The sequence below is a fragment of the Streptomyces sp. ADMS genome (assembly GCF_033441795.1).
In the GTDB taxonomy this organism is placed as follows: Bacteria; Actinomycetota; Actinomycetes; order Streptomycetales; family Streptomycetaceae; genus Streptomyces.
In genome coordinates this window covers 82,315-107,247 of the sequence record NZ_JAVFVX010000002.1, presented here as the reverse complement: position 1 = coordinate 107,247, position 24,933 = coordinate 82,315, and the positions used below count along the sequence as shown (strand labels likewise).

Genomic DNA, 24,933 nt, shown 5'->3' with positions numbered 1-24,933 from the left:
CACCCTGGGGAGTGTCCTTCGGCGACCGGGTCGGGGTGGCGCTTTCCTACCTGACACCGGTTGTCCAGTGGCACACCATCTGGCGAACCCTGGCGAACCCTGGCGAATAGTCGCCCAGCAACTGACAGGCGGTTACTGTCAACTCAGCCGAGAACCTGGGGGCTTGACGTGAGCGGACAACCCAACACTCGTCTGACCGACCTGTTCGGCCTGGCCGGCTGGTCCAAAGGCGAACTCGCGCGGCTGGTCAACCGGCAGGCGGCGGCCATGGGCCACCCCCAGCTGGCGACCGACACCTCGCGGGTGCGGCGGTGGATCGACACGGGAGAGATCCCGCGCGATCCGGTGCCGCGCGTACTGGCTGCCCTGTTCACCGAGCGTCTCGGCCGTGTCGTGACCATCGAGGACTTAGGTCTGGTCCGGCACGGGCGTGTGGGGAAACGGCCGGGCGCCGGGAGTGCGGAAGCTCCCGACGGCGTGCCGTGGGCGCCCGAACGGACTGCCGCGGTCCTCACCGAATTCACGGGAATGGACCTCATGCTCAACCGACGCGGCTTGGTGGGTGCGGGCGTCGCGCTCACCGCAGGCTCCGCACTCAGCAGTGCCATGCACGACTGGCTGCACACCGACCCGACTCTCTCCGCCGACGCTCCCGACCTCGACGATCCCCTGCACGCCGACCCCGCCGGCTTCGACCGGTACGAGGCCGCCCCCATCGGGTGGCAGGAGATCGAGGAACTGGAACGCGCGGTCGAGGTGTTCCGGGCCTGGGACGCCGCCCGCGGCGGCGGACTCCAGCGCAAGGCAGTGGTGGGCCAGCTCAACGAGGTGGGCGGCATGCTCGCCTACCGACACCCCGAACCTCTCCAGCGGCGTCTGTGGGGGGTCGCCGCCAACCTCGCCGTCCTGGCCGGCTGGATGTCGCACGACGTGGGTCTGGAACCCACGGCCCAGAAGTACTTCGTCATCGCCGCCCACGCGGCACGAGAGGGCGGCGACCGGCCGCGCGCGGGGGAGGCGCTCTCCCGGGCGGCTCGCCAGATGGTGCACCTGGGCCGGCCCGACGACGCGCTCGACCTCATGAAGCTCGCCAACTCCGGCTCGGGTGAGGAGACCCTGCCACGCACCCAGGCCATGCTGTACACCGTCGAGGCCTGGGCGCAGGCGTCGATGGGGCGCGGCCAGGCGATGCGCCGCACCCTGGGGCAGGCGGAGGACCTCTTCGTCTCCGACAAGGGGGATGTGCCGCCGCCGAGCTGGATGCAGATGTTCAAGGCGGAGGACCTGTACGGCATGCAGGCGCTGGCCTACCGCACCCTGGCCGAGCACGAACCGGCCGCGGCGGTGCACGCCCAGTACTACGCGGAGAAGGCCCTGGAACTGAGGGTCGACGGCCGTCAGCGCTCGAAGATCTTCGACTTCCTGTCCATGGCCTCCGCGTGCTTCATCGCGGACGACCCCGAACAGGCCGCCGGGTATGCGCGGTTGGCCCTCGTGTCGATGGGTTCGAACTCGTCCCACCGCACCTGGGACCGGCTGCGCGAGATGTACCGGCTCACCGCCGAGTACTCCGGCTTTCCGAAGATCAACGAACTCCGCGAGGAGATCAAACTGTCGCTGCCCAGGCAGGCGAAGGAGAGGGGCGCGAACAGCGGGCGGGTCTAGTCCACTCGGGCGACGAGTACGCAGGCGTCGTCCTCGCGCTCGGTCTCGCCGAACTCCTCCACCACCGCACGTACACATTCCCGCGCGGTCCGCGCCTCACCGAAGCGCGGGGCCAGTTCCAGCAGGCGGTGTGGGGCGGCGGTGTCTTCCCAGCGTCCGGGCACCAGCCCGTCGGTGTGCAGGAGGAGTACATCGCCCGGTTCGAGGGTTACCTGGGCCTGCCCGTAGACGGCGCTCCGGGTCGCGCCGAGCAGGACTCCCTCCGGTGGGTTCAGCATGCGTCCCGTCCCGGCGCGGAACAGCAGCGGGGCGGGGTGACCTGCCTGGGCCCAGGTGAGGGTGCGGGTATCGGGCCGGTAGCGGCAGCAGACCGCGCTGCCCAGGACCGGCTGGACGGACGCGTCGAGTAACTGGTTGAGCCAGGACATGAGCTGACCCGGCCGGGTGCCCGCCACGGCCATGCCGCGCAGCGCGCCCAGCAGCATCGCCACGCCGGAGGTCACGGTCACCCCGTGGCCGGTGAGGTCGCCGACGCTCAACAGGGTTTCGCCGTCGGCCAGTTCGAGCGCGTCGTACCAGTCGCCGCCGATCAGCGCGCTCGTCGAGGAGGGGAGGTAATGGGCGGCCAGGTCCAGCGCCTCGGGTCCCTGGTGCGGGAGCCGCAGGGAGCCGCGCCACGGCGGCAGCACAGCCTCCTGCAGCTCGACCGCGAGCCGGCGCTCGGACTGCGCGTGGTGCCGGTGACGCTGCAACGAGTCATGGGTCTCGCTCACCGTCCGCTGGCTGCGGCGCAGTTCGCTGACGTCCCGCAGCACGGCCCACATGGAGGCGGTACCGCCGTCGGTGTCGAGCACGGGCTCGCCCATCATGTGCACGGTCCGTACGCCGCCGTCGGGCCGCAGGATGCGGAACTCGCCGTCGATGGGCTTGGCGTCGATCAGACAGTCCGTGACCATCGCGGTGAGCCTCGACCGGTCCTCGTCGAGGACCAGGGAGGGAAGCTCGTCGAGAGTGAGCGGGTCCGCGGCGGGGTCCCGGCCGAGGATCTGGTAGAGCTCACCGGACCAACTGGCCTCGTCCGTAAGGAGATTCCACTCCGCGCTGCCGACCCGGCTGAGGAGCGAGTCGCGCCGGGGAGCGGTCGGCGCGGCTCGGACCGCGGACACCGCCCCGGTGGGCGCGTCAGCCTCGGGCAGGGGCTGCGGTCCGTCCCGTAGCTGGGCCAAGTGCTCGTCGAGATCGTTGAGCTGATGCAGTGCCAGGTCGTACAGAGCGCGCTGCCAGCGTCCCTGCGGGTCCGATCCGTCGGCGGGTGTGTCCCGTCGGACGGCGTCCACGTCGCCCTTGAGCTGCCGGGCCTGCGTTATGAGCGCGTCGACGGAGCCGCGCGCGGGCGGCTGGGCGGCTGGACGGTCCGCGGAGAGATGGGGCGGCATGACGCACTCCGATAAAGGGACGGTACGACCAAGGCTGGCGAAAGGACCGGTTACGACTCTTGCACAGCCTGCGACCCCCTGTAAGTAATTTGGCAACACACGATGCGGTGGTGCTTCTGGCATATGTCACAGTCTTCTCGGCCGGTTTTCGTGATGCGAAAACGGTACGCGTTCGGTGTGCCAAGTCGTAGGCGGGGTACGCGACTTGGCGGATCGATGGAGATGAGTGGCAACTCATTCAGTCGCGTGTTCGACGGCCGTTTGTGCGATGCGTGGGGATGTGTTGGCGGGGTGCACCGTCAGGTTGCCCCCGAATCGCCCAACGGTCCGCGATCCCTGCGGAAAACCGCGCGCGACAGTGATGCAGCTCACATTAAAAGCTGTGGATTCCGCGTAATCGGAGAGGCCATTTCGGGGTCGTAACACCACGTCGGCACAACGCGTCGGCATCACCACCGTCGGCCCGAACCGGAGCGGAGACTGCCATGGATGTCACCCTCGAACAGCCCGCGCCCGCGCGTCTGATCACCTCGGAGGAGCAGGAGCTCCCCGTCCACGCCACGCTCCGCTACGCCTCGACCGATCCGCTGGCCGTCCACATCGACTTCCCGGCCGAGGCCGCCCTCGACGGCGAGGGGGTGAGCTGGACCTTCGCCCGGAGCCTGTTGGAGGAAGGCGTACGGCGGCCCGCAGGGGGCGGTGATGTGCACATCTGGCCGTGCGGGCCGGCACGGACCGTCCTGGAACTCCACTCGCCGCACGGCCTGGCCCTGCTCCAGTTCGACACACCGGTTCTGCGCCGCTTCCTGCTCCGTACGTTCGCCGTCGTGGCGGCCGGGAGAGAGGACCTGGGCGACGCCGTCGATCGCGGCCTGTCCGAACTCCTCGGCGCCCCCTCGGCAGGGGGCGAGGGCAGGGAGCCGTGAGGGCGGAGGGGTGTGTACCCACGCAGAGGCCTCAGCCGGACTCGTCCGCGCCGCAGGAGCTGCCGTCGGCCGGGAGGGAGCCGTACAGCAGGAACACGTCGACCGTGCGATGCACACACTTCGAGGACGAGTACCCGGTGTGGCCCTCCCCCTTGTTGTCGAGGACGACGGCCGACGAGCCCAGCCGCTCGGCAGTCTCCGTGGTCCAGCGGTACGGCGTGGCCGGGTCACCGCGCGTGCCCACGAGGAGCATCTTCGGGGTGTCGACGTCCCGTACCTCCGTGCGGATGAAGTCCGTGCCCTTGGGACGGCCGTAGCACGTCAGGACCTCGGTGAGGCGATAGCGGCCGAACACCGGGGAGACCTGCTCGTAGGCGGTGCGCAGGGCGGGCAGTTGCTTGGTGATCCGGGCCGCGGTGGGGCGGTCGGGGTCGTCGGCGCAGTTGATCGCCATCAGCGCGGAGGGGAAGTTGTCGACGGGTACCTTCACCTCGTCGACGAGCCCGCCGTCGGAGTCCGGGGAGGGGGCCTCCCGCGCGGGGCTCCGGCGCGAAGGGACAGTGGCACCTCCGCCGCCGAACCCCATGACACCTCGTGCGTCCCCGTCCTCGACCAGCGCGGCGAGGGCCCGCTCCAGGGGCGGCCACATCCGCTTGCTGTAGAGCCCCTGGCCTATGGCCCCCACCAGGTCCTGGCCGGAGAAGCGGTCGCCGTAGCCGGTCGGCACCGGGTCCTTGTCGAGGGAGTCCACCAGGTCGACGACTCGTCGGCGGGCGATGCGCGCGTCCTGTCCGAACGGGCAGGCGATGTCCGTCACGCACCAGTTGAGGAAGGCCTCCAGCGCGGTCTGCTGCCCGGCGGCGCCCGCGAGACCCTGCTCCGCGAGCGACTCGGTGAGGGTGTCGACGCCGTCGAGGACGAACCGGCCCACTTTCCCGGGGAACTGGGCCGCGTAGACCGCGCCGAGCCGTGTCCCGTACGAGAATCCGAGGTAGTTGAGCTTCTTGTCGCCGAGGGCCTGACGCATCACATCGAGGTCGCGGGAGGCGTTCACGGTGCCGATGTGCCGCAGTACGGGGCCGGAGTGCCGTGCGCAGGCCTTGGCCGCCCTGCGCAGCTGTTCCAGGACGGCACGCGGATTGTCCCCGGCCTCACCGCCGACGACGTCGGCGTCCGGCTCCGTGCCCTCGCCGCAGCTGACGGGGGAGGACCTGCCGACGCCGCGCGGGTCGAAGGTGACGACGTCGTAGCCGTTCGTCAGGCCCATGAAGTCCTTGCCGTCATAGGCGAGTTGACTGACGCCCGCGCCGCCGGGGCCGCCGAAGTTCAGCAGCACGGAACCCCGGGACTTCCCGGTCGCGCGGTGGCGGGCCATCGCAAGGTCGAGCGTGGCGCCGCCGGGCTTCGCGTAGTCGAGCGGGACGGTGATCCTGCCGCACTGGAGATCGTCCGTCGGCGGATCGTCCATCGCCGCCTCGTCGGCGCAGTCCGACCACTTGATCTTCTGGTGGTGGAAGCGGGACAGGCCGGGCTCGTCGTCCGCCGCGGTCACCGTCGGCGAACCAGTCCCCAGCAGGGCGAGCGTCGCCGCCGAGGCGAGCGCCCGGCGTCGGTACGCGGACCGCATAAGGCCTCCAGGGGCGGGGCCCGGCTGTCGACCGGGACGGCGCCCTCGATCACGATAAGCGGGCGGACAGGGCCTCGCCTCCCGGCGGAGGGAGGGCGTTCGTGGGGGCCGCGTCCGGGTGGTCGCGCTCCCTTCGGGACCCATGGTCGGATGGAGCCGCGTCCCTCCACCGAACGGAACGGAGCACCCCCATGACCTCCTCCGCCGGCCCGGTCCCTTCGGGTCCCGAAGACCTCGTCGTCACCCGGGCCATGCCCGAGGACTGGCCCGTGGTCACCGGCTGGGCGGCCGGCGAGGGCTGGAACCCGGGCCTGTCGGACACCACGGGGTTCTTCGCCCAGGACCCCGAGGGTTTCTTCATCGGCCGGGTGGGCGGGGAGCCGGTCTCGGCGATCTCGGTTGTCAACTACGGGGAGACCTAAGCCTTTCTGGGTTTCTGTCTCGTCCGCCCGGATCTGCGCGGACGCGGATACGGCATCACGACCTGGAAGACCGCGCCGGCCCACGCCGGCACCCGCACCGTCGGCCTCGACCGAGTGGTCGCCCAGCAGGACAACTACCGCCGCTCCGGCTTCGAATGCGCCCACCGCACCGTCCGGTAAACACCGCAACCGCCCCCGCCCGCGGCACCCCGGCACACGTGCGTCCCGTACGGCGGGAGAATCTGGCGGCGATCACGGCGTACGACGCGCTCTGCACCCCCGCCGACCGGCCCCGTTTCCTGGAGCACTGGCTGACGGGCCCCGGCCATCGTGCCTTCGTGCGCGAGGCCGTCGCCGACGTTGCCCAGGACGGCCTCGCGAACCCAGCCGTCACCGGCTACGGGGTCGTCCGCCCCGGCCGCGACACGCCCCGCATCGGCCCGCTGTTCGCCGACACCGCCGACGATGCCCGGGCGCTGTTCGCCGCGCTGAGCGCCGACGCCCCCCGGGAGGGAGGTCGCGATCGACGTCCCCGAGCCGAACGCCGCTGGCGTCGCGATGGTGGAGGAGGCGGGCTTCACGCCGTCCTTCGAGCCTGCGCGCATGTACACGGGACCGGTGCGGGGGTTCGCCAGGGAATGGGTCTTCGGGGTGACCACCCTCGAACTCGGGTAGCGGTAGCGGCCGACTTGGGTGGCGGCCAACTCCCTTATCGGTCAGCTTTGTTGGGTGCGCCGGTGGGGAACCGGCGGTGCAGTTCGGGCGCCTGTGCCCCCCGTTCCGGTACCGGTCCCTCAACTGTCACCCCGGGCGCGACCTCGTTCGGCAGCGTCCGTGCCGGCGGCGCGGGCGCGCCCAACTCGTCGATCCAGGAGGCAAGCTGGCCGGAGGAGGCTACGTGCACGTTCCGTCCGAGGCCCATTCGGGCGTGCGCGGGGGCGCACGGGCAGTGCTCGCCGGAGGTGCGGACGGTGGCTGCCGCGCGCTGCTCCGGCGTCAGACGGGCGGCGGACCAGCGGGCCGGTTCGAACTCCGGGTGGCGTGTGCGGTCGCCGGAGGCCACCCGGTTGTGGTCCTCCGCCGGCACCGCGCCCTCCCCGCTCACCAGGACGGAGCCGAACGGCTCGTCGCCCGCTGTCAGCGCCCCTGCGGCCAGTTCCACGCAGCGGCGCGGGTGGGGCAGTTCGCCGCTCTTCACCACGGCTGACCGTACCTCCCCGGGGTGCGGTGTCAGGCTGCAGAGTACGTCCGTACGACACCGTGACCGCGCCGAACCGCACTTCACTCATGCGAATGTCTCGAAGGGTGACGTATCACGGCCGCCAATACCGTTGCGCTTGCCGCATCGGGATGCTGGAGTTGCGGCATGGATCATGCAGCGGTGCTCGCCCTTTACGACCGGGACATGCGCGAAGGGGCGCAGCCCGATGGGCCAGGCGCCCAAATCGAACGGGTGGGCGGGGTGGTGCGCCAGGTCGCCGACGCCCAGGGGTGGAACGGGGTCGTCTGGTCCGACCTCGACGCGGCGCGAGCCGACCAGGCGATCGCCGAGCAGATCCGCTACTACAGCGATCTCGAACGTGCGTTCGAGTGGAAGCTCTATGGCCACGACTTCCCCATCGACCTGGGGCAACGGCTGCGAGCGGCGGGGTTCACGCCCGCACCCGAGGAGACGCTGATGATCGGCGAGGTCGCCCGTCTGACCTTCGACACCGAGCCGCCCGAGGGGATCCGCCTCGTTCCGGTGACCGACCAGGCCGGCGTCGACATGGTGGCGGACGTGCACGAGAAGGCATTCGGCACCGACAGTTCCCGGCTGCGCCACCAGCTGCTCGCCCGGCTCACCGACGAACCGGACACGGTCACTGCCGTCGTGGCGCTGGCCGGCGACGAGCCGGTGAGCGCGGCCCGCATGGAACTCGTACCCGGTACCCGGTTCGCCGGACTGTGGGGCGGCGGCACCGTCGAGGGCTGGCGCGGCAAGGGCATCTACCGGGCCCTGGTCGCCCACCGGGCCCGCGACGCCGTGGAGCGCGGCTACCGCTACCTCCAGGTCGACGCCTCCCACCAGAGCAGGCCCGTCCTCGAACGCCTCGGCTTCGAACCGCTCACCACCACCACGCCGTATGTGTACGAGCCCTGACCCATGACCGCCGGTTCGCCGGGCGGCGTCGGTCTCACAGCCCGAGCTGGAACTCCACCGCCCGGTGTGCGGGCACGTACCCCAGGTCGTCATTGATGCCGAGCATCGGCGTGTTGCTGTTCGCCGTGTCGGTGAGCAGCCCCGCGAGTGCGGGGTGGTGTCGGCGGGCCCGGCGGATCGACTCGGCCTTCATCCAGCGGCCGAGGCCGCGTCCGCGGTGCTCGGGGAGTACGGCCGTACCGTAGTGCTGTCCGTCGCCCCGACCGTCGCCCGGCACCACCAGCTCGGAGAATCCGACGACCGAGCCGTCCGCCGCGTCCAGCGCGGCCACGGTGTGCAGCAGGTCGCCGCGCTTCGCGACCGCCTTGGCCGCCGCCAGGACGCGGTCGACGTCCCACGCGACCGTCCCGTAGTCGGTGTCCTCCATCGGCATGTCGTCCATGGCGCGGCGCGAGTCGGCATAGCTCTGGGCCAGATCGGGCGGCACAGGGCCCTCCCATGCCGTCAACCGGTAGCCCGGGTGCGGTAGTTCGGCGAGCCGGGTGATCTCCAGGAGGTCGGCGTCGGCCAGCACCAGCCGGGCGTACGTCAGCGCCAGCACCCGGCGGAAACCCCGTTCCGCCAGGAAGCGGTCGCCGGGGGAGTCCTCCTTGGCCTGCGCCACGACCGACCGTCGTCCGTCGCTGCGGGCCGCGGTGACGGCGGCCTCCAGGAGCAGGGTGCCGACACCCTGGCGACGCTCGGCACGGTGGACGGCGATGTCCAGCTCGGCGAGATGCTCCTGGCCCCGGCCGGTGAACAGGCGCAGAAACGCGGAACCAAGTGGTGCACCGCCCGGGTCGGCGGCCAGCCAGGCGAGCCGTCGGCTCGACGCGCCGGGTTCGGGATCGATGAGTGCGGTGACGCGCGGGGGCAAAGGGCCTCCGTGACGGTGAGTGGGCCGTGGAGGGCGGAACGGCCGCACCGTGCCGGATCGTACACGGGCGGTGGGCCCGCCGAGGCCAGCTCCGCCGGCTCACCGCCCGCAAGGTGATTTCGGCGCCCCCGGGCCTCTGCCCCCGCGCGGCGGCCTCGGTTCTGCCCCCGGACTCCGTTGCTCACTCTCGCGCTGTCACCGCCGCCTGTTGTGTGTGCGCCGCGGCGCCTTAGCCCGGTCCAGCGCGGCCACACCGAGGGCGGCGAGCCCGATCTGGATGAGCCACTCGACCCAGTCGACGCCGTCCGTGTCGGACACGTCGAACTGGGCGGCGATCGCCGATCCGACGAGCGCGGCCACGATGCCCACGCCGATGGTCCAGAGAATTCCGATTCGCTGGCGCCCCGGGATGACGAGCCGGCCCAGTATGCCGATGACGGTGCCGATGATGATGGCGCCGATGATGCTCGAGATCGTCATGTCCGCCCCTCTTCGCCTGTGTTGGCTGTGTCCTTCTGGTGCCCGCTGCGGCCCGGGGCAGTCTGTTCGGAGGCCGGGTTCCGGAACGACGAGCGCGCCCGGCCCTTGCACGGGACCGGGCGCGGTTCTCGCCTTCGTGTGCGGACGGCTGTCCACTTTCGCCGCGCGCGCCTATGACCTGGTCGCGCTTCGCGTGGCGCCCGCACTCAACAGCCCCAGGAACAGGGCCAGGACGCCGACGATGACGTTGTTCAGCACCACACCGGCGTCAGGACCGTCGCCGACGATCCACGGCGAGACGATCATCCAGAGGCCCATGGCGCACAGAGCCCCGCTGAGGCCGTACATGCGCTCCGGAGTGTTGGTGAACCCGAGGGCCAGCAGACCGATCGCGATGCCCATGATCAGGTTGTGGGTCACGAGCGGGGGCTGGCTTGTCGTGTAGTGGAGGATCCAGGGGGATGCGGCGCAGTAGAGACCGACGAGGAACACCGGTCCGTCCACGAGCGCCACATCGCGACCGCCGAGCATACGGGCGTACCGTGCCCGCATTTCGGAAACATCAGGGTGGCTGTGGATGTCACCTCTGGTGTGCGAGACGTTGGCCATGACTCGTCTCCTTCGACTGTGCTGGTCCGACCGCGCCTGATGCGGTGTGCGGTAAACGCCGCGTATCTCCATTCTGCACTTATATATTCCTTATGTGTAGGTGGGGGGCGCTGGGTGACCCACCGCGCACGGTGGGTGTCGCGCCGCGTCGGCAGTACCCGTCAGGGCGGGGGCGGGTTCTCCTCGACTTCCGTCTTCGGCGGTGACTGTCACGATCAGCGGCATGAAGATGCGTCGCTCGCCTGGACGCATCGCGTCTGCGTGCCGTTCACCGTGCCGCCGAGCGGCACGAGGCCGGCCGCTGGGTCCTCGACGGCGGGGGTGTACTTGCGGGGCTCCTCACCGATCGCCGGTGCGGTGGCCGCGCGGCACGTCGACGTCTGCCTCACCTGGGGCGCACGCACCCCGCGGTTCGGCGTCCGGCTGCACGTCACCGCCCGGGACCCCGCGGAGGCGGCGTGGGCGGAGGCGGACCGCATTCTCGCGGGCTTCGGTCCGGACCGCCTAGCCCGCAGCGAGTCGGAGGGGCGGCAGCGGATGCTCGCTCTGCCGAACCGCGGGTGCACGTGCTCGACGTCAGAGGTGTCCCGGGTCGCGAAGTCGTGGTGCAGCACACGCGGTCCCGTGCTTGACGAGCGCGCAGCTGTCCCTCCTCGGCACCCTCGCGGCGACACGCCGGCCGGGACCGGCACAAGGAGGTCAGGGCGAGGCGAGGGACCCGAGGTGTGCGCCGCGCACGTCGGATGTCTGACCCTGCACCAGCAGGAACAGGCCCTCGCGCGCCAGCCGTTGGGCCGGACGGTTCATGTCGAGGGACCGGCCGCCCCCGGCGACGATCGCCGCGGTCGTCGCCGTTCGCATCAGGTCGTACGCGCGGGTCTTGAGCGCCAGCCGGTCCGCGATGTGCTCCTGCGGCCGGCGGTGGTCCGCGAGGGCGTACGCGTTGCGGCGGACGGCGTCGAGTCGGGTGCGCAGTGAGCGCGCGGTCGCCGTGGCGTCCGGGTGGACGGCGAGGAGGTCGAGGGCCGCGTACGCCACCCCGAACACGGCGGGGTTCGTGTTGGCGGCCCGGGGCAGGTCCACGAGGGCGAACTTCTCGCGCGGGGTCCGCAGAACGACCGCCTCCTCCGGCAGCCGCAGGCCCTTCAGCTCCAGGGACACCGTACTGGCGGCCGTGAGTGCCGCCAGACGCATCGGCGACGAGGCGCGCAGCCCCGACTGTTCGCGTGCGTCGGTGAAGGCGAACACCACCTCGTCCGTGTCGGTGAGCCCCGCGAGTAGCATGACGTCGTTGAGGCCCCAGCCCGTGTACCAGGGGACTGTCCCGTCGAAGCGCCAGCCTCCGCGCTCGTACCCGGCCCGCACCGGGACGCGGGGGAAGGACCGCAGGTGCGCGTACGCGATGCCGGACAACAGGGCGCCCGTCGACAGTGGGCCCAACAGGCGTTCTCTTACCGGCAACTGAGAGTCCGTCAGCAGCTTCACCGGTGTGTGGTGCTGGGTCTGCACGAACCAGGTCGAACAGCACGCCCCGGCCAGGATCTCGGCGACCTCCCGGGCCACCGCGGCGGGCGCGCCCGCGCCCCCGTACTCCTTCGGAGCGCTCACCCCGAGCAGCCCGGACTCCTTGACGGCCTTGATGCTGCTCGCGGGCACGCCCTCCTGGTCGACGCGGCCGGCCTGCGGGGCCAGGATCTCGGCGGCGAGTCGGCGGGCGACGGTGACGAGCGGGTGCGGGATGGCGGTCATGAACAGGATTCTCCCGGTGCCGCGGTGCGTTGTGTCTCTCCAGGGGTGCTCCCTTCGTGTAGGAGGTGGGGGAGAGCCGTGATCCCAGGAGGACCTGATGAAGTACTACCTGCTCAGTGCGATGAAGCCGGTCGGTGAACCGCCCGCGCCCGAGACAACGGTGGAGATCAACCGCAGCCTGAGCGTCTTCCACGACGAGTTGCGTGAGGCCGGAGCCTGGGTCTTCGCGGGCGGACTCCATCGCCCGGACGCCGCGACCGTACTGCGGCCCATGGGTGACGAGGTCGAGGTGATCGAGGGATCCTATGCCGAGAACAAGGAGTTCCTCGGCGGGATCTGCCTGGCCTGATGCCACACGACCTCGACACGGCCCTGGAATGGGGCCGCAAGGCGGTCCTGGCGACCACCCTGCCGATCGAGGTCCGCCCCTTCCTCGGCGAGGTCGACGACTGACGGCTGACGGACCGGTGCCGTGGCGCCGGGGTGTTCCGGTGAACTCCCCGACGTCTCATGCGATGTACACACCCCCGGGACCGAGGAGCGGGATGACCACGCCGTCGCAGCGCCGGCCCCAGGACCTTCTGCGGCTCCTGACGAGGGCCGAGCGGCTGGCCGCGCGCCGCCTCCAGCCCGTCCAGGAAGAGCACGGCTGCTCCCTCGACGCCTGGCGTGTACTCGCCCAGCTCTCCGACGGCGCCGGCCACCACATGACCGCGATAGCCGAGGCCGCTTTCCTGCCGCCACCGACGCTGACCAGGCCCGTCGACCACCTCGTCGACCAGAACCTCGTCCACCGCCGGGTCGACCCGCACGACCGCCGCCGCATCCTCGCCCACCTCACCCCGCGCGGCCAGGAGTACTGGCGCCGCCTCGACCGCGAGGTCCGCGCCGACTGGCCGCTCCTCAGTGCCGGCGACGACGAACTGCTGAGCGCTCTCCTGGACGGGCTGGCCGTGACGCTCGATGTGACGACGGCCCAGGTCTGACGCTGAAACGCGCGGTGAGGGACGGTTGCTCACACGGCCGCTACCCGATCGAGACGTTCAGCCACCGCAAGGCGGTGCCGGCGAAGCCGCTGCGCTGAGGCCGCGTCGGCCTGGATGCCGATTGCCCGCGTCACCGAGAACGTGATTCTCGGCAACGCGGGCGATCGGTCTCAGGTGTGCGTGGAGTAGCTCACGCGCCCGAGATGCCGCCGAGGCAGAACTGCCACACCTCGTCGGCGGTCACCGGGTGGGTGTGGCTTTCAGCGGCGACGCCGTTGGCCTGAGCCGCGAACATGACCGTCTGCATGAGGAGCGCCGCCAGCCGGCGGGGCTTGTCCGCGTGGATGCCGCCCGCCTCGGCCGCCTGCTCCAGGAGCTCTGTGAAAAGGGTCAGCAGGGGCAGGTGCGCGGTGGCCACCTGGGCCGGGTGCTTGACCAGCAGTTGCAGTGCGAAGTCGCTGAACAGGGGGCGCTGGACACCGGGGTTGGGCAGCGACTGCTCGAACAGCATCTCCACCGCGATCCGCAGCCGGGGCAGCGGCTCTCCGGCGCCCGCCGTGGCCTCGCGGATCTCGGTCGCCGAGGTGGACAGGGCGTCTTCGAACAGGGCGAGCAGCAGTTCGTGCTTGCCGTCGAAGTGCTGGTAGAAGCTGCGCAGCGACTGCTTCGAGCGGTCGACGACCTCCTGGACGGTGAAGTCGGTCGTCCCCTTCTCCGCGATGAGTTCCTGCGCCGCCTCCAGGAAGCGCTGAACGCGCTGCTCGGCACGCTGCTTGGCGGCGCGGGTGGATCGCTCGACGGCGCGCTGGCGCCAGGCTGGCTCTTCGGGGATGGCGGTCACCCGTAGAACGATACTGCACTTCAGCGGTAATGAGGCGAAGCTCCCTACCGAATCACGCACCGCAACTTCTGAGACCCTTACTTGCAATCAGCGAGAATATTATTCTCGCCTGCATCGCGGACGTCCGGCGCAGTGCCCGCGCGGCATCGAGTTGTCGAAACGAGGGTCGTCTGACATGGCATGGGACTTTTCCACCGAGCCCGAGTTCGAGGAGAAGCTGGAGTGGATCACGAGGTTCCGCGCCGAGCGCGTGGACCCGCTGGACCTCCTCTACCCCGACCGGGCCTACCATCCCCTCGACGACGAGACCGGCCCGGTCGTCCGGACCCTCAGGCAACAGGTGCGCGACCAGGGACTGTGGGCCCCGCACCTCGGTCCCGAACTGGGCGGACGCGGCTTCGGACAGGTCAGACTCGCCCTCATCAACGAGATCCTCGGCGCGTCCAGCTGGGCACCCGTCACCTTCGGCACGGCGGCCCCCGACACCGGCAACGCCGAGATCATCGCCCGCTACGGCACCGGGGAACAGAAGGAGCGCTACCTCCAGCCGCTGCTGGAAGGCGAGTGCTTCTCCTGCTTCCCGATGACCGAGCCACAGGCCGGCGCCGACCCGGCGATGTTCACCACGCGGGCCGAACGTGACGGCGACGACTGGGTCATCACCGGCCGCAAGTACTTCTCCTCCAACGCCCGCACCTCGAAGTTCGTCATCGTGATGGCGGTGACCGACCCGGACGTCAGCCCGTACAAGGGCATGTCGATGTTCCTGGTGCCGAGCGACACCCCGGGCATCCGGATGGAGCGCAACGTCGGGCTGCTCGGGGAGGGCCCGGAGGACGGCATGCACGCGCTGATCGCGTACGACGGGGTCCGCGTCCCGGGCGACGCGCTGCTCGGCGGGGAGGGCCAGGCGTTCGCCATCGCCCAGACCCAGCTGGGCGGCGGGCGCGTCCATCACGCGATGCGCGTCGTGGGGCAGTGCCAGCGGGCGCTGGACATGATGGCCGAGCGCGCCCTCTCGCGCGAGACACAGGGCAGCCGGCTCGCGGACAAGCAGCTGGTGCAAGCCGATCTCGCCGACTCCTACGCGCAGTTGACCCAGTTCCGGCTGATGGTCCTCTACACGGCCTGGCAGATCGACCAATACAACGACTACAGGCGGGTCCGCAAGGACATCGCAGCGATCAAGTTCCTGACCCCGAAGGTGCTGCACGACGTCGTTTACCGCTCGATGCACCTGCACGGCGCCCTGGGCGTCTCCAACGAGATGCCTTTCGCCGACATGTGGACCGGCGCGGCAGTCATGGCCGTCGTCGACGGACCGACGGAGGTCCACAAGATCACCGTGGCCCGCGACCTCCTGCGCGGCTACGAGGCCACCTCCGGACTCTGGCCCACCCAGCATCTGCCCGCACGCCGGGAATGGGCCCGCAAGCAGCTGGAGAACCTGTGAACACCGAGTCGCTCGCCCGCTGGCTGGACGGCCGGGACATCGCCCCCGGCGAACTGGTCGAGATCTCCCTCATTTCCGGGGGCACCTCAAACGACATCTACGAAGTCCGGCGCGGCGAACGGCAGTTGGTTCTGCGCAAGCCGCCGGAGAAGGTCCCGCCGGGCCGCAACGAGACCATGCTGCGTGAGTTCCGGGTGCTGAACGCCCTGAACGGGACGGACGTTCCGCATCCGGAGGCCGTCGCGGTGTGCGAGGACACCGACGTCATCGGCTCCTGCTTCTACCTCATGGGCCATGTCGACGGCTGGTCGCCGATGAACGTCGAGGGCGGCTGGCCCGAGCCCTTCAAGAGCGACCTCTCCCTGCGACCCGGCCTCGCGTACGAGCTGGTGGAGGGCATCGCCCGGCTCGGCAACGTCGACTGGCGCGCACAGGGTCTTGAGGGCTTCGGCCGGCCCGAAGGCTTCCACGACCGTCAGGTCGACCGCTGGCAGGCCCACTTGGCGAAGTTCGCGTTCCGTGAGATACCCGGCCTCGACGAGGCCGCCGCCTGGCTGCGCGGGCACCGGCCGAGCCACTGGACCCCGGGCATCATCCACGGCGACTACCAGTTCGCCAACGTCATGTTCCAGCACGGCGCCCCCGCCCGCCTCGCCGCCCTCGTCGACTTCGAGATGGCCACCGTCGGCGACCCGCTCCTCGACCTCGCCTGGGTGATCATGGGCTGGCCGAACGCCGAAGAGGACCGCTCACAGAAGGGCTGGCATCGGACTGGCCATGGCCATCGCCGAGATCCGTGCCAACGGGAGAACGGCTCTGGCTGTCCTGGGCGATGGCCAACCGCGACCCCTCCGTCTTCCCCGACCCCGACAACATCCATCTGGAACGCCCGGCCAAACGGCACAGCAGCTTCGGCCTCGGCATCCACCGCTGCATCGGATCCAACGTCGCCCGCACGGTCTTCAAGCGCATGGTCACCCAGGTGCTCGACCGGATGCCCGGCTACCGGTGCGACCCGGAGGGCACAGTGCACTACGAGACCATCGGCACCATCCAGGGCATGCGGCACCTCCCGGCGACCTTCACCCCGGGCCCCCGGCTCGGCGCCGGGCTCGACGAGACCCTGGAGAAGCTGCAACAGGTCTGCGACGAGCAGCGGATCGCCGAGCCTGTGACGGTCCGCAGGGCGAAGGCGCAGATCGCCGAATGACCGACGAGACACCCGACACGTCGGGACGGGCCACGCCGGAGATCACAGAGGAGAACGCCTTCTTCTGGACCTCCGGCGCGGACGGCCGGCTGCGCCTGACGGAGTGCGGGTCCTGCGCGGCCCTCATCCATCCGCCGCAGCCGGTGTGCCGCTACTGCCACGGGCACGAAACCGGCGTGCGGGCCGTCTCCGGCTTCGCGACCCTGATCGGCTTCACCGTCAACCACCGTTTCCCGGCGCCAGGGTTGCCGACCCCGTTCGTCGTCGCCCAGGTCGCGGTCGAGGAGGACCCCCGGGTCCGCCTCACCACCAACGTCGTCCAGTGCGAACCCGAGCAGCTGAAGTTGGGCATGCGCATGGAAGTCGTCTTCGAGCGGGCCGGGACGCGTGGCTGCCCCTGTTCCGCCCGGCGGCCGACCAGGGAACGCCGGCGCCCCTCCCCACGGACGCCATCGAAGTGGTCGGCGGCGCCCGCATCTCCTCGCGCTCACCCGCGTACGAGGGTGTCGTGGCCCGGAGCTGGATCGACACGTTCCCCCAGCTCGCCCCACTGATCCGCGTCCCTGTCCACTACACCCTCGGTGAGCACGAACGGGTGTGGAGTCCCGGACCTTCGGCGCTCGCCGACATCGCCTCCCTGTTCACCGCGTCGCCCCGGGTCGCCGTCGACGAACAGGCGGGCGGCGGAGACAGCTTGAGCATTGGGTTGACGTCTTTGGCCTATCACCTCAAGGTGCTGTCGTCCGTTGAGGAGTGCGTGCTCGCACGCGAGGAAGCAGAAGCGGCAGCGGCGGCGGAAGCCGCCGAACGGCAGCAGGGGAGAGCAAGTTGACGAACGCCGAAGTGGTCGCGTTGCTGGTTGTCAGAGTGGTCCTGGGCGTCATCATGATCGCCCACGGGCTCAACCACTGGCGGGGCGGCGGAAAGATCGAGGGCACGGCCCGCTGGTTCGGCGGGCTCGGACTGCGGCACGGGACGCTGCAGGCATGGATGAGCGTGGTCACCGAGGTTGGCGCGGGCGCGCTGCTGATCCTCGGCCTGTTCACCCCACTGGCCTGCGCGGCGGTCGTCTCGGTGATGCTGGTCGCGGGGCTCCTCGCGCACCGGCCCAACGGGTTCTTCGTGTTCAAGGACGGCTACGAGTACGTCCTGATGCTGGCCGCGATCTCCCTGGCGCTCGGGGTACTGGGGCCCGGCAGGGTCTCGGTGGACCACGCGGCGGACATCGAGGTCACCGGCTGGGCCGGGGGCGGTATCGCGCTCGGGGTGGCCGTGGTGGCCACGGCGGGGCTGCTGGCGACGTTCTGGCGGCCCGAGCGTCCTGAGCGGTCCGCGAAGACGGAGGACCCGGCCGTCACCGGAGCGGCCGGGGCGGAGACCGGCTGATGCGTGTCGGGTTCATCGGGCTCGGCAGCCAGGGCGGGCCCATGGCACGGCGGATCGTCGACGCCGGGTTCACGACGACGCTGTGGGCGAGGAGCCCCGCCTCGCTCACTCCGTTCGCCGGAACGCCTGCTCAACGTGCCGTGTCCGCGGCCGAGTTGGCCGCCGCGAGTGATCTCGTCTGCGTCTGCGTCGGTGACGACGCTGATGTCGAGGAGGCCATCGTCGGAGACGAGGGGGTGCTCGCCGGGCTTCGGCCGGGCGGGTGATCGCCGTGCACAGCACCGTCCACCCCGACACCTGCCGCCGGCTGGCCGACCGGGCCAGACTGCGCGGGGTCGCCCTGGTCGACGCGCCGGTCAGCGGAGGTGGCACGGCGGCGGCCGAGGGACGGCTGCTGGTGATGGTCGGCGGCGAGTCCGGGACCGTCGCGTTCTGCCGGCGGGTGTTCGCGACGTACGGCGATCCGGTCGTCCACGTGGGCCCGCTGGGTTCGGGGCAGGTCGCCAAGCTGCTCGACAACGCCCTGTTCACGGCGAATCTGGCGACCTCCGCCGACGTTCTCGCCCTCGGGCGCACGCTCGACGTGGACCCCGCCGGCCTCGCCGACGTCATCGCGCACGGCAGCGGGGCGAGCTTCGCGCTCGCCCGGGTCGCCGCGGCCGGCGGCACCCTCGACCGGATCGCCACCCATGGCGGACCCTTGCTGCGCAAGGACGCCCGCCTGCCGGCAGACCTCGCCGAGGGGGCCGGCGTCGTGGCGGGGACGACCGTGATGCGGACCGCCGACGACGCCCTCGCCCTGATGGCGCAGAGCGCGGTGATCACGGCGCGGGGGGTTCGCCCGGTGCGGGGGAGCGTGCGCGGGCGCAGGGCCGGCTGAGCCCGTACAGCGCGAGAACCATCACGACGTGATGATGGTCACCGGGTACGACGAGGCCGTGCAGGTCTTCAGCGACTCCGGGACGTTCTCGTCGTGCGTGTCGGTGACCGGGCCCTTCCCGGGGTTCCCGGTCCCGCTGGAGGGCGACGACGTCAGTGAGCTGATCGAGCGCCACCGGGACGAACTTCCCATGAGCGACCAGCTGCCGACGTTCGACCCGCCCCTGCACACGGCCCATCGCGGTCTGCTGATGCGGCTCATCACGCCGAGGCGTCTCAAGGAGAACGAGGCGTCCATGTGGCACCTCGCCGACGCCCAGCTCGACGAGTATCTGGCCGCCGGAGAGGGCGACTTCATCGGCGGTTTCGCCGGCCCCTTCACCCTGCGGGTCATCGCCGACCTGCTCGGCATCCCCGAGGCCGACCGGGACGAGTTCGCCGAGAAACTCCAGAACCGCCCGCACTCCGGTGCGGGCGTCGGCAGTACGCAGGGCGAGATGGCCCACACGCCGCTGGAGTACCTGTACGAACGGTTCGCGGCCTATGCCGAGGACCGTCGCCGGGAACCCCGCGACGACGTGATCACCGGCCTCGCCATCGCCGCCTTCCCCGACGGCTCGACCCCCGAGGTCGCCGATGTCGCCCGCGTCGCCACCAACCTCTTCGCCGCCGGCCAGGAGACCACGGTCCGGCTGCTCAGCAACGCGCTTAAGGTGATCGCCGAACAGCCCGAGATCCAGGCGCTGTTGCGTGCGGAGCGGGACCGTGTCCCGAACCTCATCGAAGAGGTGCTGCGGATGGAGAGCCCCATCAAGGGCGACTTCCGGCTCTCCCGCGTACCGGCCACGGTAGGCGGAATCGACATCCCCGCCGGCACCACGCTCATGGTCCTGAACGGAGCGACGAACCGCGACCCGCGCCACTTCGAGGCCCCGCAGACCTTCGACGCCGCGCGCCCCAACGCCCGCCACCACCTCGCGTTCGGCCGAGGCGTCCACACCTGCCCCGGCGCCCCCCTCGCCCTGGGCAGAGGGCCGCGTGGCCATCGAACGCATCCTCGACCGTACGGCCGACATCAGGATCTCCGAGCGGGTGCACGGCCCCGCAGGCGCCCGCCGGTACCGGTACCTGCCGACGTACATCCTGCGCGGACTGACCCACCTCGGCCTGGAGTTCACGCCCGCAGAGGCGCCCGCCCGATGAAGGCCGCCGTGGACGAGGACCGCTGTCGGGGGCACGGCGTGTGTGCTGGACCCTGTGCCCCGAGCTCTTCGACCTCACCGACGACGGGTACGCCGAGGTGCTGGTGCCGGAGATTCCCGCCGAGCACGAGAACGCGGTGCGCACAGCCGTCGGCAGTTGCCCCGAGCGGGCCATCGTGCCGAGCTGAGGCCCAACTGCCCGCTGATCGGAATGGAGTTGGCGATGCCCGAGGGTATGTGATCGGCACGGAGGCCATCAGGGGCCCGGAGGGCCTGGAGGCCTGTGCCCGCGCCGCCGGTGCGCCGCCGGCCGCGAGCGGCGCGAAGACCCTGGCCGTCGACGAGGAGCCGCAGGGCGACTGGCACGGCGACCGGACCGGCGTCGTCGAATTCGAGTCGGTGGAGGCGGCCCGCGCCTGGTACGAGCCCGCCGAGTACGAGAGGGCGAAGCCCCTGCGGCATGCCGCGGCCGACTCCAGCATGGGGATCGTCGCCGGTTTCGAGCCGCCCGCCGGGAACGGCTGACACCGGTCCGCGACCGTGCCTTCGGCACACGCCGGCGGGCGCCGGCCTTGCCGCGCGTGACCTGCCGGAAATGGCCGGCAACCGGCAGTGGCCGAAAGGCGCTGGTGTGGTGAGGTGACCGTACCGGCACATCGGCGTGCCGGCGGCGGAAAGGGTGACGCGTGGAGACGACGGCCCGGCGCGAGGAGATCCTGGGCGCTGCCCTTGAGGTGTTCGCCGAGCGCGGCTACCGGAGGTCCTCCATCGACGCGGTCGCCGAGCGTGCGGGGCTGACCCGGCAGGGCGTCCTGCACTACTTCCCCAGCAAGAAGCGACTTCTGCGCGCGCTCCTCCAGCGCCGGGAGGACCTCGCCCGCGCGCACCTGGCCGCCGGCCACGCGGACAAGGACCTGCCGAGCCGGGTGGCCGAGGTCGTCGCCTACGACCATCGGAACGCCGGCCTGGTCCAGATCCACAGCGTGCTGGTGGCGGAGGGGATCGTCAGGGACGATCCCGCCCACGGGTTCTTTCGCGACCACTACCGCTCGATCCAGGACAACACCGTCGCGCACCTGACCGAGATCTACGGCGACCGGCTGCCCAGCGGCCTCACCCCGCGCGCCGCGGCGAGCGCCCTGGTCGCCATGCTCGACGGGATGCAGCTCCAGTGGCTGCTGGACGACGAGCGGTCCGACTACCCCGAGATCATGCGGGACGTGATGACCCTTCTGATCGGGTCCACGCCCGAATGAAGTCGGCCATGGCCGTCACCGTCTCCGGCCGCAGCCGCTCCGCGTCCTCCCGCACCCGCAGATCCACGGTGACCCCGGAGCGCGCCGCGCGGGAGGCGAACCCCAGCGAGTCGTCCAGCAGCGGATCGGTGCCCGCGAGCAGCTGCACCGGCGGCAGCCCGTGCAGGTTGGCGTGCAGAGGGCTGAGCAGCGGGTTGGTCGGCTCGGTGCCGGCCGCGTAGAGGGCCGCGCGCAGCCGGCGTTCGTCGAGGTCGAAGGCGGGCCCGGCCGCCGCGTTGAACAACAGGCTCGGCGCGTCCAGGGTCAGATCGAGCAGCGCCGAGCCGAGCACCGCGCACTGCGGCGCAGCGGCCCCCATGTCCCGCAGCCGCACCAGCAGCGGGGCCGCGAGCCCGGCGCCGAGCCGCTCCCCGGCCAGCGCCACCGGACCCCGGGCCCGGCAGGAGTCGTACACGGCGTGCACGTCGTCGAGGGCGCCCGGGAACGAGCTGCGGTAGCGCGGGCAGACGACCACCGCTCCCGTGCGCAGCGCGAGCCGCTCGGCCAGGTCGAGCGCCGACTCCGGCGCGCCGGACAGCTGCCGGTCGCCGTGCAGATACAGGATCACGAGACCGGTGGCTCCGGCGGGGTCACGACCGGTCCGATCGGGCTCGACTCGATCCGCACGGGGCCCACTCCGTCCGTACCGGTATCGCTCGGTTCGATGCGTACGTCGGTCAAGTCGGCCTGCACGTGCGGGTGTTCGGCCGGAGTACGGGGGCCGTCGGGCCGGGCCTGCGCGAGGACCGGAGTCCGCCCCGGCCGCCGCCGTGTCCGCCTGCGGTCTCAACTCGTGTGTCATCCACGGGACGTCACCCTTTCCGCTGCCTGCCAGTGCTCGTCGGACACCCACAACCGGGCGAAGGCGCGGGCCGCCTCGTCCGCCGCCAGGTTCCCGGACACCACCCGCTTGATCTCCTGCGCCGGGCGGGTGGCGAGTTGGCGGGCCAGCGTGCGCCAGCCCTCCTCGAAGGCGGACCGGGGGCAGCACCCGGTCCAGCAGACCGAGGCGTTCGGCCTCCGGCGCGTCGAGTATCCGCGCGGTGCCGGCGAGCAGGAGCGCCCGGCCCCTGCCGACCAGCGCGGCGAGCCGTTCGGCGCCGCCCCACGCGGGCATGATTGCCAGGGCCGTCTGGTTGAAGCCGATCCTGATGTCGTCGGCCGCGATGCGGATGTCGGCGGCCACCGTGACCTCGGCGCCGCCGCCGAAGGCGTGCCCGTTGAGGGCGGCGATCACCGGTCCGGGAAAGGCGGCCAGCCGGTCGCAGACGCCGCGCATCCGCAGGGCCATCGCCAGCGACTCTTCCTCGGTGCGGATCGCGGCGAGTTCCTTGAGGCCGCCGCCCGACACGAAGGCCTTGGCGCCGGCGCCCGTGATGACCAGGGCCCGGGCGCCCGCCGCCGCGTCGAGAGCCTGGTCCAACTCGTCCATGGTGGCGGGTGCGATGGCGTTGCGGGCATGCGGGCGGTTGATGGTGATGACCGCCAGGTCCTCGCCGAGTTCGAGTTCGAGATCAACCATGAGTGCCTCTTCGGTCGGTGGGGCGCGGACTTGAGCGCTCGGACTCAGTTCTCGTACTCGACGGTGACATGCGGTGTCACCGGTTCGCTCTGGCAGGTCAGGACCCAGCCCCCGGCGACCTCGTCGTCGAGGACGTTGTTGACGCGCATCTTGGCCTCGCCCTGGGTGAGTTGGGCGATGCAGGTGCCGCAGTTGCCCATCTCGCAGGAGAACGGCGGCATGAGGCCGGCCCGGCGGGCGTTCTCCAGCAGCGACTCGCGGGGATGCTGGTCGACCGTGCGCCGCCTTCCGGCAAGGACGATGGTGACCGTGCCGGCACTGCTCTTCGGGACGGCGTCTGCGGAGCCGTCGGCGGGTTCCCCGGCCGCCGCCTCCGGCGCCGTGAAGCGCTCGGCGACGATCTGGCCGGCCCCGACACCGTGCCCGAGCAGCGTGGTCTCCGCCAGTGCCATGAAGGGAGCCGGTCCGCAGAGGTAGAAGTCCGCGTTCAGGCCGCCGCCCGTGAACTCCCGTATCTCGGCCTCGGAGACGAGACCCTGCCGGTCGTCGAGGTGGTGGTGGATCTCGAACCGGCCCGGGTGCCGTTCAGCCAGGTCGGCCAGCATGTCGCCGAAGATGACCGAGTCCGCGTCCCGGTTGGCGGCCAGGACCCGTACCCGCCGCCCGGTCGTGGCCAGCGCGGTCTTCACGAGGGAGAGGACCGGCGTGACCCCGCTGCCCCCGCAGAGCGCGACCAGCGGCGCGGTGCCCTCACGCAGACAGAACACGCCGGCCGGAGACGTGGTCTCGATGAGGTCGCCGGGTGCGAGGTGGTCGTGCATCCAGTTCGACACCAGACCCCCCGGAACCCGCTTCACCGTGGTCATCAACTCGCTGTCGGTGTCCGGGGAACTCGACATCGAGTAGCTGCGCAGGGCGCCGCACGCTCGGACCGTCAGGAACTGCCCGGCGCGATAGAGGAAGGGCGCGTCGAGGACGTACGTGCGCGTGTCGGCTGTCCCTGGACGATCCGCTTGATCCGGACCGGGTGGAACCGTGGTCTCGCACCATGCGTGGAATTTACCTTTTCCCTCTCTGAGAGTGCAATTCTCGCTACAGGGGAGGGAGTTCCCGTGATGTGGACGATCCCCACACGCGCAGTCCCCGCCGAGCTGGCCAACCGCTATGAGACGGAGGGCTGGTGGACCCGCGACACGCTCGGGGACCTGCTGGCGCGCGGGCTGACGGCCGCACCTGACGCGGAGTGCCGCGTGCACTCGGCGGTGCGGCCGTGGACGGGCACCTTCGCCGACGTCGAGCTGGTCGCGCGCCGGCTGGCGGCCGGGCTCGGGGCGCGCGGGGTGGGTCCCGGTGACGTGGTCGCGTTCGAGCTGCCCAACTGGATGGAGGCGGCGGCGGTCTTCTGGGCGTCGGCGTTCCTCGGCGCGGTCGTCGTGCCGGTCGTTCACTTCTACGGGCGCAAGGAGGTCGGCTACATCCTGGACGCCGTCCGCCCGCGCGCCTTCGTCACCGCCGCCCGCTTCGGCCACCTCGAACACCGGCCGGACCTGAGCGCCGACGTGCCGGTGGTCGGAGTCGTGGGGTGGGACTTCGCGGATCTGCTCGCCGGTGAACCCCTGGCCGGGGTCCTCCCGGCCGACCCGGCGGGCCCGGCGCTGATCGCGTTCACCTCCGGAACTACCCATGATCACAAAGGAGTTGTGTACAGCCACCAGAGCCTCGGCTTCGAGACCCGGCAACTGGCCGGGCTCTCCCCGCCCGACCGGGGCCGCCAACTCGCCTCGGCGCCCGTCGGCCACTTCATCGGCATGGTCAACGCCATTCTCATCCCCGTCCTGGACGGCACCCCGGTGAACCTCGCCGACGTCTGGGACCTCGGCGCGGCCCTCGCCCTGATGAAGGGCGACGGGCTGACGGTCGGCGGCGGTGCCGCGTACTACCTGACGAGCCTCCTCGACCGCCCCGAGCTCACACCCGCCCACCTCGACCGGCAGGGCCTCGCCCGGCAGAAGTGGCCGGAGGGACTGCACGTCATGGAAGAGTTCCCGCGCACCGCCGGCGGCAAGGTTCAGAAGTTCGTTCTCCGTAGGGACATTGCGGGGTAAAAGAAGTGAGAATGAGAGTCTCGCAATATGCAAAGGAAGATCTCAATGTCGTCGCGCGAGCTGCCGTATCCGCTATTCGAC

The 24,933-nt window shown here is 71.0% G+C and carries 24 protein-coding genes and 6 pseudogenes; 20 read left to right on the top strand and 10 right to left on the bottom strand.

Going from position 1 to position 24,933, the window contains the following annotated elements; translation table 11 throughout:
- The first annotated feature begins 168 nt into the window (after positions 1–168).
- Positions 169–1,665 carry a hypothetical protein gene (locus tag RB628_RS01455; protein WP_318318372.1) on the top strand — a complete coding sequence of 499 codons (1,497 nt, stop codon included), beginning with the start codon at positions 169–171 and terminating at the stop codon, positions 1,663–1,665.
- Here RB628_RS01455 and RB628_RS01450 read toward each other — a convergent pair.
- Entirely contained in the window at positions 1,662–3,101 is a 1,440-nt protein-coding gene (locus RB628_RS01450) for a PP2C family protein-serine/threonine phosphatase (protein WP_318318371.1), read from the bottom strand. The genes RB628_RS01455 and RB628_RS01450 overlap by 4 nt on opposite strands.
- A gap of 485 nt (positions 3,102–3,586) precedes the next feature.
- On the opposite strand from RB628_RS01450, the gene RB628_RS01445 reads away from it, so the two are divergent.
- Positions 3,587–4,027, top strand: a complete 441-nt coding sequence (locus tag RB628_RS01445) for an SsgA family sporulation/cell division regulator (protein WP_318318370.1) — start codon at positions 3,587–3,589, stop codon at positions 4,025–4,027.
- 31 nt (positions 4,028–4,058) lie between these two features.
- On the opposite strand, the gene RB628_RS01440 is transcribed toward RB628_RS01445, so the two are convergent.
- On the bottom strand, positions 4,059–5,654 hold the full coding sequence (locus RB628_RS01440) for an alpha/beta hydrolase (RefSeq protein ID WP_318318369.1): 1,596 nt from the start codon (positions 5,652–5,654) through the stop codon (positions 4,059–4,061).
- 191 nt (positions 5,655–5,845) lie between these two features.
- On the opposite strand from RB628_RS01440, the pseudogene RB628_RS01435 reads away from it, so the two are divergent.
- Positions 5,846–6,751 (top strand): annotated as a pseudogene (locus tag RB628_RS01435) (GNAT family N-acetyltransferase).
- A 34-nt stretch (positions 6,752–6,785) separates the two neighbouring features.
- Here RB628_RS01435 and RB628_RS01430 read toward each other — a convergent pair.
- Positions 6,786–7,277, bottom strand: coding sequence for a nucleoside deaminase (locus RB628_RS01430; protein WP_318318368.1), 492 nt, complete (start codon positions 7,275–7,277; stop codon positions 6,786–6,788).
- A gap of 165 nt (positions 7,278–7,442) precedes the next feature.
- Between RB628_RS01430 and RB628_RS01425 the strand changes: the two genes are divergently transcribed.
- A complete protein-coding gene (locus RB628_RS01425; protein ID WP_318318367.1) occupies positions 7,443–8,219 on the top strand; it encodes a GNAT family N-acetyltransferase in 777 nt (258 codons plus the stop codon).
- Between the two features lie 34 nt (positions 8,220–8,253).
- On the opposite strand, the gene RB628_RS01420 is transcribed toward RB628_RS01425, so the two are convergent.
- The 3 genes from RB628_RS01420 to RB628_RS01410 form a co-directional block, all read right to left on the bottom strand.
- Positions 8,254–9,135, bottom strand: a complete 882-nt coding sequence (locus tag RB628_RS01420) for a GNAT family N-acetyltransferase (protein WP_318318366.1) — start codon at positions 9,133–9,135, stop codon at positions 8,254–8,256.
- Between the two features lie 195 nt (positions 9,136–9,330).
- A complete protein-coding gene (locus tag RB628_RS01415) occupies positions 9,331–9,615 on the bottom strand; it encodes a GlsB/YeaQ/YmgE family stress response membrane protein (RefSeq protein WP_318318365.1) in 285 nt (94 codons plus the stop codon).
- A 171-nt stretch (positions 9,616–9,786) separates the two neighbouring features.
- Positions 9,787–10,224, bottom strand: a complete 438-nt coding sequence (locus tag RB628_RS01410; protein ID WP_318318364.1) for an SPW repeat protein — start codon at positions 10,222–10,224, stop codon at positions 9,787–9,789.
- A gap of 321 nt (positions 10,225–10,545) precedes the next feature.
- Here RB628_RS01410 and RB628_RS01405 point away from each other — a divergent pair.
- Positions 10,546–10,785 (top strand): annotated as a pseudogene (locus RB628_RS01405) (alkanesulfonate monooxygenase); the annotation flags it as partial.
- Positions 10,786–10,923: 138 nt separating this feature from the next.
- Here RB628_RS01405 and RB628_RS01400 read toward each other — a convergent pair.
- On the bottom strand, positions 10,924–11,973 hold the full coding sequence (locus RB628_RS01400; RefSeq protein WP_318318363.1) for an acyl-CoA dehydrogenase family protein: 1,050 nt from the start codon (positions 11,971–11,973) through the stop codon (positions 10,924–10,926).
- A gap of 97 nt (positions 11,974–12,070) precedes the next feature.
- On the opposite strand from RB628_RS01400, the pseudogene RB628_RS01395 reads away from it, so the two are divergent.
- Positions 12,071–12,426 (top strand): annotated as a pseudogene (locus tag RB628_RS01395) (YciI family protein).
- A 92-nt stretch (positions 12,427–12,518) separates the two neighbouring features.
- On the top strand, positions 12,519–12,959 hold the full coding sequence (locus tag RB628_RS01390) for a MarR family winged helix-turn-helix transcriptional regulator (RefSeq protein WP_318318362.1): 441 nt from the start codon (positions 12,519–12,521) through the stop codon (positions 12,957–12,959).
- 190 nt (positions 12,960–13,149) lie between these two features.
- On the opposite strand, the gene RB628_RS01385 is transcribed toward RB628_RS01390, so the two are convergent.
- Positions 13,150–13,800 (bottom strand): TetR/AcrR family transcriptional regulator, encoded by a 651-nt coding sequence (locus RB628_RS01385; protein WP_318318361.1) that lies wholly within the window; start codon positions 13,798–13,800, stop codon positions 13,150–13,152.
- 175 nt (positions 13,801–13,975) lie between these two features.
- On the opposite strand from RB628_RS01385, the gene RB628_RS01380 reads away from it, so the two are divergent.
- The 12 genes and pseudogenes from RB628_RS01380 (at position 13,976) to RB628_RS01325 (ending at position 21,186) form a co-directional block, all read left to right on the top strand.
- The gene (locus RB628_RS01380; protein WP_318318360.1) at positions 13,976–15,253 is read left to right on the top strand and encodes an acyl-CoA dehydrogenase family protein; all 1,278 of its coding nucleotides are present in this window, start codon (positions 13,976–13,978) and stop codon (positions 15,251–15,253) included.
- Positions 15,223–15,963: pseudogene (locus tag RB628_RS01375) on the top strand (phosphotransferase family protein); the annotation flags it as partial. The gene RB628_RS01380 and the pseudogene RB628_RS01375, both read left to right, overlap by 31 nt.
- Before the next feature lie 86 nt (positions 15,964–16,049).
- On the top strand, positions 16,050–16,463 hold the full coding sequence (locus RB628_RS01370) for a cytochrome P450 (protein WP_318318359.1): 414 nt from the start codon (positions 16,050–16,052) through the stop codon (positions 16,461–16,463).
- A complete protein-coding gene (locus RB628_RS01365) occupies positions 16,460–17,017 on the top strand; it encodes a Zn-ribbon domain-containing OB-fold protein (RefSeq protein WP_318318358.1) in 558 nt (185 codons plus the stop codon). The genes RB628_RS01370 and RB628_RS01365 overlap by 4 nt, the downstream gene beginning before the upstream one ends.
- Entirely contained in the window at positions 16,972–17,295 is a 324-nt protein-coding gene (locus RB628_RS01360) for a hypothetical protein (RefSeq protein WP_318318357.1), read from the top strand. Before RB628_RS01365 ends, RB628_RS01360 begins: the two co-directional genes overlap by 46 nt.
- Complete coding sequence (locus tag RB628_RS01355) at positions 17,292–17,849, top strand: DoxX family protein (RefSeq protein WP_318318356.1); 558 nt, start codon at positions 17,292–17,294, stop codon at positions 17,847–17,849. The genes RB628_RS01360 and RB628_RS01355 overlap by 4 nt, the downstream gene beginning before the upstream one ends.
- Positions 17,849–18,270, top strand: a pseudogene (locus RB628_RS42500) (NAD(P)-dependent oxidoreductase); the annotation flags it as partial. The gene RB628_RS01355 and the pseudogene RB628_RS42500, both read left to right, overlap by 1 nt.
- Entirely contained in the window at positions 18,250–18,729 is a 480-nt protein-coding gene (locus RB628_RS01345; RefSeq protein WP_412180580.1) for an NAD-binding protein, read from the top strand. The pseudogene RB628_RS42500 and the gene RB628_RS01345, both read left to right, overlap by 21 nt.
- A 31-nt stretch (positions 18,730–18,760) precedes the next feature.
- Positions 18,761–19,690, top strand: a pseudogene (locus RB628_RS01340) (cytochrome P450); the annotation flags it as partial.
- 281 nt (positions 19,691–19,971) lie between these two features.
- A complete protein-coding gene (locus RB628_RS01335; RefSeq protein WP_318318439.1) occupies positions 19,972–20,118 on the top strand; it encodes a ferredoxin in 147 nt (48 codons plus the stop codon).
- A 49-nt stretch (positions 20,119–20,167) separates the two neighbouring features.
- Complete coding sequence (locus RB628_RS01330; RefSeq protein WP_318318438.1) at positions 20,168–20,455, top strand: DUF1330 domain-containing protein; 288 nt, start codon at positions 20,168–20,170, stop codon at positions 20,453–20,455.
- A gap of 161 nt (positions 20,456–20,616) precedes the next feature.
- Positions 20,617–21,186 (top strand): helix-turn-helix domain-containing protein, encoded by a 570-nt coding sequence (locus RB628_RS01325; RefSeq protein WP_318318353.1) that lies wholly within the window; start codon positions 20,617–20,619, stop codon positions 21,184–21,186.
- Here RB628_RS01325 and RB628_RS01320 read toward each other — a convergent pair.
- Positions 21,140–22,747 (bottom strand): enoyl-CoA hydratase-related protein, encoded by a 1,608-nt coding sequence (locus RB628_RS01320; protein ID WP_318318352.1) that lies wholly within the window; start codon positions 22,745–22,747, stop codon positions 21,140–21,142. The two genes, RB628_RS01325 and RB628_RS01320, sit on opposite strands and share 47 nt — an antisense overlap.
- 44 nt (positions 22,748–22,791) lie before the next feature.
- Positions 22,792–23,661 carry a ferredoxin--NADP reductase gene (locus tag RB628_RS01315; RefSeq protein ID WP_318318437.1) on the bottom strand — a complete coding sequence of 290 codons (870 nt, stop codon included), beginning with the start codon at positions 23,659–23,661 and terminating at the stop codon, positions 22,792–22,794.
- A 201-nt stretch (positions 23,662–23,862) separates the two neighbouring features.
- On the opposite strand from RB628_RS01315, the gene RB628_RS01310 reads away from it, so the two are divergent.
- Positions 23,863–24,852 carry an AMP-binding protein gene (locus RB628_RS01310; RefSeq protein WP_318318351.1) on the top strand — a complete coding sequence of 330 codons (990 nt, stop codon included), beginning with the start codon at positions 23,863–23,865 and terminating at the stop codon, positions 24,850–24,852.
- Positions 24,853–24,933 lie beyond the last annotated feature (81 nt).

Coding starts and splice junctions, on each gene's coding strand:
- RB628_RS01450 (WP_318318371.1), bottom strand. CDS start 3,101: ATGCCGCCCCATCTCTCCGCGGACCGTCCAGCCGCCCAGCCGCCCGCG.
- RB628_RS01445 (WP_318318370.1), top strand. CDS start 3,587: ATGGATGTCACCCTCGAACAGCCCGCGCCCGCGCGTCTGATCACCTCG.
- RB628_RS01440 (WP_318318369.1), bottom strand. CDS start 5,654: ATGCGGTCCGCGTACCGACGCCGGGCGCTCGCCTCGGCGGCGACGCTC.
- RB628_RS01425 (WP_318318367.1), top strand. CDS start 7,443: ATGGATCATGCAGCGGTGCTCGCCCTTTACGACCGGGACATGCGCGAA.
- RB628_RS01415 (WP_318318365.1), bottom strand. CDS start 9,615: ATGACGATCTCGAGCATCATCGGCGCCATCATCATCGGCACCGTCATC.
- RB628_RS01410 (WP_318318364.1), bottom strand. CDS start 10,224: ATGGCCAACGTCTCGCACACCAGAGGTGACATCCACAGCCACCCTGAT.
- RB628_RS01400 (WP_318318363.1), bottom strand. CDS start 11,973: ATGACCGCCATCCCGCACCCGCTCGTCACCGTCGCCCGCCGACTCGCC.
- RB628_RS01390 (WP_318318362.1), top strand. CDS start 12,519: ATGACCACGCCGTCGCAGCGCCGGCCCCAGGACCTTCTGCGGCTCCTG.
- RB628_RS01380 (WP_318318360.1), top strand. CDS start 13,976: ATGGCATGGGACTTTTCCACCGAGCCCGAGTTCGAGGAGAAGCTGGAG.
- RB628_RS01365 (WP_318318358.1), top strand. CDS start 16,460: ATGACCGACGAGACACCCGACACGTCGGGACGGGCCACGCCGGAGATC.
- RB628_RS01345 (WP_412180580.1), top strand. CDS start 18,250: ATGGTCGGCGGCGAGTCCGGGACCGTCGCGTTCTGCCGGCGGGTGTTC.
- RB628_RS01320 (WP_318318352.1), bottom strand. CDS start 22,747: ATGGTTGATCTCGAACTCGAACTCGGCGAGGACCTGGCGGTCATCACC.
- RB628_RS01310 (WP_318318351.1), top strand. CDS start 23,863: ATGTGGACGATCCCCACACGCGCAGTCCCCGCCGAGCTGGCCAACCGC.